This window comes from Vibrio genomosp. F6 (genome assembly GCF_005146325.1).
GTDB lineage: Bacteria > Pseudomonadota > Gammaproteobacteria > Enterobacterales > Vibrionaceae > Vibrio > Vibrio cortegadensis.
Genome location: NZ_SYUT01000054.1, coordinates 34149 through 46515, shown reverse-complemented (window position 1 = coordinate 46515; position 12367 = coordinate 34149). Strand labels below are relative to the sequence as shown.

General features: G+C 41.7%; 8 protein-coding genes. 4 read left to right on the top strand and 4 right to left on the bottom strand.

The window, feature by feature from the left end; all coding sequences use genetic code 11:
* Positions 1 to 369: 369 nt before the first annotated feature.
* From FCV43_RS17500 to FCV43_RS17490, 3 genes are all read right to left on the bottom strand, one after another.
* Positions 370 to 1284 carry an LPD25 domain-containing protein gene (locus tag FCV43_RS17500; RefSeq protein WP_136995889.1) on the bottom strand — a complete coding sequence of 305 codons (915 nt, stop codon included), beginning with the start codon at positions 1282 to 1284 and terminating at the stop codon, positions 370 to 372.
* 368 nt (positions 1285 to 1652) lie between these two features.
* Entirely contained in the window at positions 1653 to 2099 is a 447-nt protein-coding gene (locus FCV43_RS20695; RefSeq protein ID WP_240697185.1) for a hypothetical protein, read from the bottom strand.
* A 100-nt stretch (positions 2100 to 2199) separates the two neighbouring features.
* Complete coding sequence (locus tag FCV43_RS17490) at positions 2200 to 2640, bottom strand: DUF2787 family protein (RefSeq protein WP_136995888.1); 441 nt, start codon at positions 2638 to 2640, stop codon at positions 2200 to 2202.
* Between the two features lie 29 nt (positions 2641 to 2669).
* Here FCV43_RS17490 and FCV43_RS17485 point away from each other — a divergent pair, with 29 nt between their 5' ends.
* The 4 genes from FCV43_RS17485 (at position 2670) to FCV43_RS17470 (ending at position 10887) form a co-directional block, all read left to right on the top strand.
* Entirely contained in the window at positions 2670 to 2927 is a 258-nt protein-coding gene (locus FCV43_RS17485; protein ID WP_136995887.1) for a hypothetical protein, read from the top strand.
* Positions 2928 to 3146: 219 nt separating this feature from the next.
* Positions 3147 to 5756 carry a type I restriction-modification system subunit M gene (locus FCV43_RS17480; RefSeq protein WP_136995886.1) on the top strand — a complete coding sequence of 870 codons (2610 nt, stop codon included), beginning with the start codon at positions 3147 to 3149 and terminating at the stop codon, positions 5754 to 5756.
* Between the two features lies 1 nt (position 5757).
* Positions 5758 to 7041: a restriction endonuclease subunit S gene (locus FCV43_RS17475; RefSeq protein ID WP_136995885.1), complete on the top strand. Its 1284-nt coding sequence runs from the start codon at positions 5758 to 5760 to the stop codon at positions 7039 to 7041.
* Between the two features lie 9 nt (positions 7042 to 7050).
* Positions 7051 to 10887, top strand: coding sequence for a type I restriction endonuclease subunit R, EcoR124 family (locus tag FCV43_RS17470; RefSeq protein ID WP_136995884.1), 3837 nt, complete (start codon positions 7051 to 7053; stop codon positions 10885 to 10887).
* 200 nt (positions 10888 to 11087) lie between these two features.
* Here the strand turns inward: FCV43_RS17470 and FCV43_RS17465 are convergent, their stop codons facing one another.
* A complete protein-coding gene (locus tag FCV43_RS17465; protein WP_136995883.1) occupies positions 11088 to 12329 on the bottom strand; it encodes an integrase domain-containing protein in 1242 nt (413 codons plus the stop codon).
* Between the last annotated feature and the right edge of the window lie 38 nt (positions 12330 to 12367).

The window sequence follows — 12367 nt, the reverse complement described above, 5'->3', positions numbered from 1 at the left end:
ATTACTGTCAGGTCAGGCCAGGCCCCATCAATATAATGGAGGGCTGACACCCAACGAGTCAGAACGATTGTTCTGGTTAAACTCTAAGAGCGTGGCCAATATCAGTTGACCACTACACACAGATTAGTCGCCGAACGTGAGTTTTAATAGGTGAGCAAAACTAGTCATTATTTTGGTAGGTTATGTGATGACTTTTCCATACCCTGTAGTTATTCATGATTTGCTAATGCTCGATTTTCCGAAACTGATTTTTGTCCAGAAATTATTTTCAAACCTTGCAGGTTGATTGTGATCACCAAGCGATTCTGTCGTTGATAACAGAAAAAAATAAGACCATCCAGAGAGGCGAATTAAGCGCCTCTCTTTCTTTTATTCGTTTATCGCGATCTCTCCTAAAGGCACATAACGTGCTTTGTTTTCTGTTCGGTAAAAGCTGATTTTCTTTATCTTCCAGCCGTAACGCAGATACTTGGTATCGGTTAGGTAGTAGCCTTCTCCCATGGCAAAGCGTTCACGGTGTTCAACGCTTTTCTCGGGGTCATTAAGAAAAGCTGTTTCAGGGTGATTCAAACAAGCTTTGCGCAGCTCAGGGAATAGGTTTCGAGAGTGTTTCGACCAAGCGAGAATGATGGTCTTTAATGTTTTAGTATGAAACTCTCCTGCATACGGCTCACTGCTTTCTGCGTCATAGTCGGTGAGTGTGGCAACAATCACACCTTTTGCCCATTGCGGGATTTCTAAGGTCTCTTGAAACGCCTCCTCCGCTTGTTGGTGCTCACGGTATGCCTTTGCTGACGCTTGTTCTTTGGCCTCTTCTTTCGCGGCTTCTTCGGCTTTAGCTTGCTCCTCGACCTGTTTAACCTGCATACGTCCTAGGTCTACGAATGAGTGGTCCAACTCATAAGTGTTAATGAGTTCGATTAACTGCTGGTGGTGTTTGTCATAAAGCCAAGGCTTATCGACATATCCTTTATGCTGGCGGTAATAACGAGCCATGCTTAAACAGTGCTCAGCAAAGCCTTGATCATTACCACCACAGCCTAAATCTAAGCGGCATTCGTGCTGATGTTCATTATCAAAGGTCACGGTAACTTTTGTTTTATCGTAACCGCCTAAAGGGTTGCGTTTGGCAACCTCCAGAGCTTTCTTTTCGAATTTATTAAAGTCATAGAGTGTCTCTTCAGCGAACTCCCGAGACTCAGACCAGTGGACAAGTACCGTGAGTGGTTTGATTTTTTTTGCCTCTGGCATAAATGATGAGTCTGATTTGTTTGTTGATGGCATGAGTGTTTCCTTTTTACGAATAAAATAAAAAAGACCACCTTGATAACAAGGTGGCCTCTAGAATGGTGGGTAAACGTGTTTTTAGGGTCGTTAAGCTGGTGGGTAATGGTGCTTAAGGTGTATTAGATAGAATGCTTCTTTACAGCGTGATAGGGCGGCTCTGAGCCATTTATCCAGCACTTGCCTTGGTAACCATTGATGAGCTGTTGAAATAGCCACATCTCAAAAGCAGACTTGGCTTTTATTGCGACATCAAAGCCATCGTCATCAAATCGTTGCCGTTCTTTCCAAGTTACATCTAAATCACTTAGCTGCGTTTTTAACTCATCTAATTGGGTTTGTTTCGAGGTATCTAATGGTGCTTTAAGTCATACCTCTAGGGTGTGACAATACGGCATCACTCCATAGTCTTTAGCGTGATTCAGTGTGTTACGTAATGCACGTATCCAACCTTCTGCTTTGGTGTCTCGACCATTGAGTTTGACATCTTCTGATTCAGCGGCTGCTGAGCAATCACAACCATATTTCACGAGTAGTTGGTTGAATGTCTTTACACCACAGAACTGCCAGCTACGTGCTCGTTTGTTTGTCTCCGTGTCAAAGAGATTGCTAGAGCCAATGAGCATGTGGAGCATGAGTAGGTCATCTTCACGTAGCCTAAGTCTGTAACGTTCATGCAGGGCTTGTTTGAGTTCGTTTGGGCTTTGGGTGTCTGTGTGGTTGAGGCGTTCTCTGAAGAAGGTACAGGCTTGCTGAGCGACATCTTCTTTTGGTACACGCAGTGCTAGTTGTTCATAGACAATGTCATAGGACATAAGGCGTTTCTCCTGTGAAAAAGTAAGGTTGTAAAATCATGGTGATAGCTAGAAGTGAGGGGTCGGTAGAGAGGTGGTGGTTATCAACTATTCTCAGGTATTAGCGGCTACGCAGCTCGACTTGGTTGTAGACTCCCTTGGCTAAGTTAGCGATAAATTTGGATTCCCATAGTGTATATAGCTTGTCGATATTGGGTGCAGTCATACTCTTTAGGCCGGAGTATCGAGTGAAGACCGTGGCATGAGTGAAATCGAACTCAATGTCTCGCTCAAGTGTCGGGTAAGGGTATCCATTGAAGCTAAAATCTGTGATGCAAAGGATTGAATAGAGGTTGTTAACGCCTTTCGCCAGTGCAATCTCAACAGGGTGGTAGCCTCCATGTTCAGCGGAGTAGTGCTTGTTACTGAAATGGATGGTGTGATGACCCTCTACGAGTCCTGTGTGTTTGTTTAGAACGTTGTTTAATGTATCTAGAAGAGCCAGAGAGATAGGCAAAGCTGTCTTGTTGAATGAAGTTGCGGGTAAGGGATTTCTATGCATAAGCAGCTCCTTTTTCTATCGGTGGGGTTATGCATAGTGATGAAATATATTTGAAAAGATTTGGATTCGAATGGATGGCAGGGGAGAAGGGCGTGATGCTGAATAGTGAGTCATTTAGGCTAAAACAAAAAGTTACATATGAAACCGGAGTGCTGAAAGTTTGGTTTTGCGCATTGTTGATTCTTCAATTCTCCCGTATTCTCCGTGTTTCAAAATGGATAAAGAATTCGCGAGTGTACAACTCGGTGGTTGCTGAAATAGTCGCGATTAAAAAATCAGCGACATAGTTAAAGTCAGCTTAGAAAAACACTTAGAGACTTGCCTTTAAAGATCGGCTCCCATCGGTTTCAAAGTCGGTGGTTTTTTGGCGTTTAGAGTGAAGCTCTTGAAGCCTAGATACCAGAGCAAGAAGATCAGGTTTAACTGAGTCCCTAAACACAATATGACGAACATGTGCCGACTGTTTTCACGATGTCGGTCAATAGTTGAAATGAATTGAGTGAAATATGAATAAGCAACAATTAGCGGCAAAAATCTGGGAATCAGCGAACCAGATGCGTTCAAAGATCGAAGCAAACGAATACAAAGACTACATCTTAGGTTTCATCTTTTATAAGTACCTCAGCGATCAACAGGTGCAGTTTGTCACCAAAGAAGGGATGACGTCTGATGAAGTCAAAGCGCTAACAGAAGAAGACGCTGAAACAGTCAAATACATTCAAGATAACCTTGGCTATTTTATTGCTTACGAAAATCTGTTTTCAACGTGGGTTGATCCAACGTCCGACTTTGATGAATCTAACGTACGTGATGCACTTTCTGCTTTTAGCCGTTTGATTTCGCCTACTTACAAAAAGTTGTTTGAAGGCATCTTTACTACTCTAGAAACAGGGTTAAGCAAACTCGGAGAAAGCGCGGGTAAGCGAACTAAAGCTATTAGCGACTTACTGCACTTAATCAAAAGTATCCCTATGAACGGTCAGCAAGGCTATGACGTTCTGGGTTACATCTACGAGTACCTGATTGAAAAGTTTGCGGCTAATGCGGGTAAAAAAGCTGGAGAGTTTTATACGCCTCATGAGGTCTCGGTTCTCATGTCGCACATCATCGCTCATGAACTAAAAAATAAAGACACCATTGAGATTTATGATCCAACGTCCGGCTCTGGCTCACTCCTTATCAATATTGGTGAGGCCGTTGAAAAATACGCTAAAAACAAAGACAGCATTACCTATTATGCGCAAGAGTTAAAAGCGAATACTTATAACCTTACCCGTATGAATCTGATCATGCGTGGTATTAAAGCCAGCAACATTAAAACCCGCAATGGAGATACTCTAGAAGACGATTGGCCATACTTCGATGAGAATGACCCACAAGGCACTTATGATGCATTATACGTGGACGCTGTTGTCTCTAACCCGCCGTATTCACAACAATGGGACCCTAGCTATAAAGATAGTGATCCTCGCTATTCGCGTTTTGGTCTAGCCCCAAAAACTAAAGCCGATTTTGCCTTCCTATTGCACGATCTCTACCACCTAAAGCCTGATGGTATTATGACCATTGTATTACCTCATGGTGTATTGTTCCGTGGTGGTGAAGAGGGGGAGATCCGCAAGCAGCTTATTGAGCAGAACCACATTGATGCCATTATTGGTTTGCCGGGTAATATCTTCTTTGGTACGGGTATTCCAACTGTGATCTTGGTACTAAAGCAAAAGCGCCAGAATACCGATGTATTGGTTGTTGATGCCTCTAAGCACTTTACTAAAGAAGGCAAAAACAACAAGCTGCAAGCGAGTGATATTAAGCGCACTGTTGATGCTGTGATCAATCGAGAGAGTATCGATAAATTCTCACAAGTCGTGAGCAAAGAAACCTTACGCAATAATGGTTATAACTTAAACATACCACGTTATGTGGACTCTTCAGCTGCGACTGAACGCTGGGACTTACACGCCACCATGTTAGGCGGTATCCCTAACAGTGAGATTGATGAACTCAATTCATATTGGCTTGCTTTCCCACAACTTCGAAGCATCTTGTTTGCGACTAAATCTTCTGCGTACAGTGAGCTGGCTATTGCTAAAGACGCAGTCAATACAAGCATTAGCCGTCATCCACAGGTGGTAGAGTTTATAGCAGGTTACAAAGAAGCTTTTGCTGGGTTTGATGACGACTTAAACACCAAACTCATTAAAGGTTGGGAAAGGGTTAAACGCAATCAACAAGAAGCTTCATTAAGTGTTGAACTCTTTAACCGCCTAAGTCCTATTGCTTTAATCGACAAATATCAAGCCTATCAGTTTCTAAACAACCAATGGCAAATCATTACCGCCGATTTAGAAATGATGCAAACTGAAGGTTTTGACGCAACGAAGCAAGTTGAACCGAATATCGTTATCAAAAAGAAAAATGGTAAAGATACTGAGGTGCAAGATGGCTGGAAAGGTCACATATTTCCTTTTGGTTTAGTGCAAAAAACTCACTTAAGTGATGACCTAGCAGCACTAGCTAAACAAGAGAATCGTTTGGCAGAAATTGCCAGCATACTTGAAGAAATATTAGAGTCGCTAAGTGAAGAAGATAAAGAGTTAGATACCGTTAAAGAAAGCAAAGATGCCTTTGTCAATGCTGAAGTAGCAAAAGCAGCTAAGGCTTTCTTGAAAGAACAGAAAGACAGTAATGTTAAGTTTAATGAAGATAGCCTTGTGCTTGAAGAAAGCTATAAGGCCAAGATTATCCGTGCTAACAAACTTATCAATGAAGAAAAAGCACTGAAAAAAGCAGTGAAAGAAGCGGCAACTAAACTGCACCTTAAAACGAAAACTACCATTGAAGGCTTAAGCGATGAGCAAGTGAAGAACCTGCTGAATCTAAAATGGATCGCTCCATTAAGTTGCGAACTTGCCGCGATGCCAAGTAGCCTGATAGCCAAGCTTACCAAAAAGGTACAAGTCCTTGCGGATAAATACGCTGTAACCTATTCGCAAGTCGCGAGTGACATCAAAACCACCGAAGGTGAATTGGCGGAAATGATGGATGGGCTTACGGGTAATGAATTTGATATGCAGGGCTTAGCCGAACTGACTAGCTTATTGAAGGGCGAATAAGATGAGTGTGGAAAAGAAAGCTCCTGATATTCGTTTTAAAGGGTTTAGTGGGGAGTGGGAGCAACGCAACCTTGGCGAACTCATAGATATCCGTTCTGCCGCACGAGTTCATAAGGAACAATGGACTGAAACAGGGGTTCCATTTTTTAGAACTAGTGATGTCGTATCTATATACAAAGGGCAAGAAAACGCTAAGGCTTTTATTTCTTATGATGTGTATAAAGAGCTCACTGACAAGATTGGTAAGGTCTCCACTGATGACCTACTTGTTACTGGTGGTGGCTCGATTGGTATTCCCTTTTTAGTACCCAATGATGACCCTTTATATTTTAAGGATGCCGATTTACTCTGGTTTAAGAATGACAAAAGATTTGATGGTTGTTTTCTTTATACATTCCTATTTAGTGAAACTTTTAAAAAGTACATCAAGAGTATCTCGCATATAGGTACTATTGCTCATTATACCATTCAGCAGGCCAAAGCGACGCCAATAAAGCAATGTGAAAGGGCAGAACAAACCGCCATTGGCAACACCTTCCAAAAGCTCGACAGCCTAATCAAGCAACACCAACAAAAGCATGACAAGCTCAGTCACTTGAAAAAAGCCATGCTGGAAAAAATGTTTCCCAAGCAAGGTGAAACCGTTCCGGAAATCCGTTTTAAGGGGGGTAGTGGGGAGTGGAAAGAGAAACCCTTTGGAGCATGTTTTGCTAACTTACCAAACAATACTCTTTCTAGAGCCGAGCTAAACTACCAAGTTGGATTGGCAAAAAATATTCACTATGGAGACGTATTAATTAAATTTGGTGAAACTTTAGATGCAGACAGTGAACTGATACCGTTTATTACAAACAATGGTGTTGCTAATAAGCTGAAGCATACCGCTTTGCAGAGTGGTGACATAGTGATTGCTGATGCTGCCGAAGATAATACTGTTGGTAAGTGTACAGAATTACTCAATGTAGGTGAGCTGTTGGTTTTTTCTGGATTGCACACTATTGCAGTTAGGCCAACCCTGACTTTTGCTTCTAAGTATCTTGGTTACTACTTAAACTCAGCTTCATACCATGATCAGCTTTCATCATTGATGCAAGGAACAAAAGTACTATCAATATCAAAGACCGCAATACAGAACACTCTTGTAGTATTTCCAAAGAACGTTGAAGAGCAAACCGCTATTGGCAACTACTTTCAAAAACTTGATAGCTTAATCAATCAACACCAACAACAGATCACTAAACTCTCTAATATCAAGCAGGCTTGTTTGAGCAAAATGTTTGTTTAAGGAATGACCATGACCATTTTTAAAACTGAAGCAAAATTTGAGCAGGCTTTTATTGAGGTTCTCACCCAAAAAGGGTGGGAGCCTGAAATCCTCAAAAACAAAACTGAGGCCGAGTTACTGCAAAACTGGGCAAACATTTTGTTTGAAAACAATCGTCAACAAGATCGCTTAAACGATGTACCGCTGACTACAACTGAAATGCAGCAGATTATTGAGCAGATCAAAGAGTTGAAAACGCCGCTCAAACTCAACGGTTTAATTAATGGTAAAACGGTCGCGATTAAACGAGATAACTCTGATGACTCGCTGCACTATGGCAAAGAAGTCAGTTTGAAAATTTATGACCGCCAAGAGATCGCAGCAGGTCAAAGTCGTTACCAAATTGTGCAGCAACCCAAGTTCGAACGAGGTAGCCCGTTACGTAACGATCGTCGTGGTGATGTACTGTTGCTAATAAACGGTATGCCCGTTATTCATATTGAGTTAAAACGCAGCGGCGTTCCGGTAAGTCAAGCGGTCAACCAAATTGAAAAGTACTCTAAAGAAGGTATTTTTAGCGGCCTGTTTTCGCTTATCCAGGTCTTTGTCGCCATGGAGCCAGAAGAGGCTAAATACTTTGCTAATCCGGGGATGGATGGCAAATTTAACCCCGACTATCAATTTCATTGGGGCAATTATAATAACGAGCCTAAAAATCACTGGAAGGATATTGCATCTGATCTTCTGTCCATCCCGATGGCACATCAGTTGATAGGTTTTTACACCGTTGCTGATGATACCGATGGCATACTTAAAGTCATGCGCAGCTATCAGTATTACGCCGCTAATGCGATATCGGACCGAGTTGCAAAAACCAACTGGAAGCAGTTAGGTGGTATAAACAATAAAGACAGGCTTGGTGGTTATGTATGGCATACCACAGGCTCTGGTAAAACCATGACCAGCTTTAAGTCAGCGCAGTTGATTGCTCAATCAAAAGACGCCGATAAAGTAATTTTCTTAATGGACCGTATCGAGCTTGGTACTCAGTCTCTACTTGAATATCAAGGATTTGCTAGTGATGGAGAAGTGGTACAAGCCACCGAGAATACTCATGTACTGGTGACCAAACTAAAGAGCACCGCTCCTGCTGATACGTTAATTGTTAGTTCTATTCAAAAAATGAGTAATATTTTTGAAGAAGCGGATGATGAGGGAGTAGCAACAAACTCGGCTGACATTGAAAAAATTCGAGCTAAGCGCTTGGTGTTTATTATCGATGAGGCGCACCGCTCAACGATGAGTGGAGGTACAGAAGATAAAGAAGGCATGTTGGTAAGGGTGAAAAAAACATTCCCGAAAGCCCTCTTTTTTGGTTTTACTGGCACGCCTATCCATGAAGAAAACCAAGTTAATAGTAATACGACCACTGATGTATTTGGTAATGAGTTGCACCGCTATAGCATTGCTGATGGTATTCGTGATGGAAACGTATTGGGCTTTGACCCTTACAAAATGCCGACCTTTAAGGATGGCGAACTAAGAAAAGAGATTGCTTTACAGCAAGCTAAGGCCGACTCGGTTACTGATGCGATGGCAGAGCCTGCCAAAAAGAAAAAGTTTAATCACTTTATGAATGATGTACCGATGGCAGGTTATAAAGATGCCACAGGAAAATATCATAAAGGCATTGAAGACTATATCCCTAAAAGCCAATACTTAACGAAGGCTCATCAAGACAAAGTCGTCGCTGACATCATAGATAAATGGGATGTGCTTAGCCAAGGCAATAAATTTCACGCCATTTTAGCCACCAATAGTATCGCTGAAGCAATAGATTATTATCGCCGTTTAAAAGCAGATAAACCTGAGCTAAAAATATCGGCCCTATTTGACCCTAACATTGATAATGATGGTAGTGGTGACCGTGGCCCGACGTTCAAAGGTGATGGTCTAGAAGAGATTATGGCCGATTATAACGCCCGCTATGGCCTAGAGTTTGATTTTGCCCGCCATTCGGCCTTTAAAAAAGATATCGCTGCGCGGCTTGCCCATAAAGAGCAATACAAGAATATCCACAAAGAGCCTTCAAAGCAGCTAGACCTACTAATCGTGGTCGATCAAATGCTGACTGGCTTTGATTCCAAGTGGTTGAATACTTTGTACTTAGATAAAGTGATTAAGTACCAGAATATTATTCAGGCTTTCTCGCGTACTAATCGTTTGTTTGGTCCCGACAAACCTCACGGCATTGTTCGTTATTATCGCTATCCACATACCATGGAGCAGCACATTAATGATGCTGTCAAACTCTACTCCGGCGACAAACCTATTGGGCTTTTTGTTGATAGGCTGGCAAGTAATATTGAGCTTATGAATAGGGTGTCAGCGGATATCTCTGAGCTGTTTGCTAGTTCAGGTATTGAAAATTTTGAAACGCTGCCAGACGATGTAGAGCTCTGTGCTAAGTTTACCGAATTATTTAATACCTTTAACAAGCACCTAGAAGCTGCCAAAGTACAAGGTCTGAATTGGGAGCAGTCTACCTATACTGACTCATTAGAAGGCGAGAGCGGTGTTGAGCGCGAGGTCACTCTGGTTATCGATGAACTCACTTACATGAGTTTAGTTCAGCGTTATAAAGAGCTTGCTGGCAAAGGGGACGGTAATGGTGAAGGTTCAGGTGGTGATGTCCCTTTTGATATCAGTGGTTATCTAACTGAAATAGACACGGGTAAAATCGATGCCGACTACATGAATAGTCGCTTTGATAAATATCTAAAAGAGCTTAATCAGCACCAAGATTCCACAAGTGTCGAAATAACTCTCAATGAGTTACATAAATCATTTGCGTCACTAAACCAAAGTGAACAAAAGTATGCCAAGCTCTTTTTGCACGATTTGCAGCGTGGGGATGCACAGTTAATTGAAGGCCATACTTTTAGAGACTACATCAACGACTATCAAAATCAGAAGGAACAGTTGCGAATAGCCGCTATTGTTGAGGCTCTTGGTTTAGATAGCGATTTACTTCTCCAGTTGATGGGTGGGGATGTTAATGAGCAGAGCATTAACCGTTTTGGTCGCTTTGATACGCTGAAATCAACGGTCGATAGAACTAAGGCAAAAGTCTACTTTGAGCGTCTTGAAGGCGCGACGATCCCCCCTTTCAAACTGAACATGCGCATTGATAAACACCTTCAAGAGTTTATCTTTGGGCAAGCGGAAGGTTTTCTGGAAGATAGTCGAATAGATACTCACGAAGAGAGTCAAAATGTTTCCCCTAAGCCACTTGTTTTTGGTGATATTAAGCTCTATCGAGCAAACCAAGTTCTAGAGCTTAAAAACGCTGTTGAGTTGGGTTCAGTTACCTTTAAAACAGATACCTTGTATGAAGACAATCCCGCTTCGTTATTATCAACAGGCTGCTACAGTGAGCTAAAGCAACTTGGGGTGGTGTCTTCTCATGTTTTAGATACGACGCTTACCGCACTTTTTGAACTCGAACAGGTGACAAAAGATCTTGACCTTCCCCTTTATCAAGAAGGTCAGAGTGGTATTGTTTGGGCTCTCAAAGAGGCAAGAGAGGGGAGCGTAGTTGATGAGTTTATTGCTATTGCTGTTCAATATGCTGGAGATGAAAGCTATAAGCCATTTATCGAAAATGTTATTTACGATGGTGCAAAAAGTGTTCTGTTTGCCAGCTTTGTTGTATTGCCCAAAATGGCATTCAGCAAACTAAAAGCTAAGCATGAAGAACAGAAAGAGCGCAATGCTGAAAAGTCTGCAATTGAAACTTCACCAAACGTCATTGATTTTAAAATGAATAAGAAGCTAGCAGAAAAATGGAAGGGCAGTCAGCACTAACATTGGGAACAACCACTACATAAGTTGAATGCAAAACTAGGGGAGCTCACCTTATATTGGCTCCCCTTTATATTCAAAGTTAACCTCGATCATTCTTAGTTATTAATAAAAATATAAGATTGAGAATGAAGTATTTCTATCCGCTAGTTCTACGTTGGGATGAAACAGTTTAGTTTGATTATCGTAAACCTATATTAGGCTTAACTGACTAGTTTTAGTCCTTTCCTGCTAGCTAATGAGACATTTCCTTCAGCAGCAGCGGTTATATGTTCACTCCACCAGCTCATCATCGGACGTCTACGCTCAAGGTAATCTGTACGATTGTAAGCACTCCTGACTTGGTTTTTGTCTACATGAGCTAGAGCTGATTCAATATCATCAGGAACAAAACCTTGTTCATTGAGTGTTGTACTAGCTAGGGATCTCAAACCGTGGCTTACTAGTCGATTCTCAAACCCCATTCTTTTTAGAGCCATATTAGCTGTCTGGCTATTACAAGGTTTCTTAGGGTCTCTATCTGAAGGGAACAGAAAATCTCGATGACCGCTAATTGGTTTAAGTTTTTCTAACAAGGCAATAGTTTGCTCAGTTAGCGGTACTTTGTGCTCTTTTCTTTTTTTCATTCGCTCTGCGGGGACAATCCAGAGTTTATTTTCTAAATCAATTTCTTCCCATTTAGCACCTGCGGCTTCTGCTGGTCTACTCATAGTGTGTAGCTGCCACTCAATTAGAAAGCGAGTCACTTTTTTAATAGATGCATTCGCGATTGCGTTCATCAGTTCTGGTAGCTCATTGGGCTTCAGAGCTGCCATGTTTTTTTTCTTCGGTTTTTGAAATCCAGAATAGATTTTATCAATAGGGTTAGAGGTGAGCTTACCGACATTAACGGCATATACCATTATCTCGTTTAAGCGTTGACATAAGCGTTTAACTGTTTCAAGGCTCCCCTTAGCCTCTAGAGGTTTTAATTTCTTGATAACCGTTTGAGCATCAATCTTAGAAATAGGGCAGGTGCCCAAACCTGGAAATATATGCAGTTCTAAAGAACGCCAGATATCATCGGCATAGTTTGTCGTGACACTTTCTTTTTTTCTTTCAAACCACTCTTTAGCTAAATTGAGTAATGTATTTTCAAGTTCTTTTTGCATTTCAGCAAGATTTGAATCTCTGGCTTCTTTAGGATCAATGCCATCAGCAACAAGCTCCCTTGCTTCTATTGTCTTTTTACGGGCATTAGCGAGAGATAACTCAGGGAAAGCACCTAAGCCCATGTTGATGCGTTTTTTAGTAATAGGGTGGCGATAGTTGAAGTTCCATAAACGAGAACCATTTGTCCTAACTCGTAGCTGTAAACCGTCGCCGTCAGAAAGAACATAATCCTTCTCTTTAGGCTTTGCGTTGGTAATAGCTTTACTTGTTAGTCTAGTTGCTCTGGTTCCCATTGGCTCAACTCCTCAAATAAATGGTATTCCAGATACTA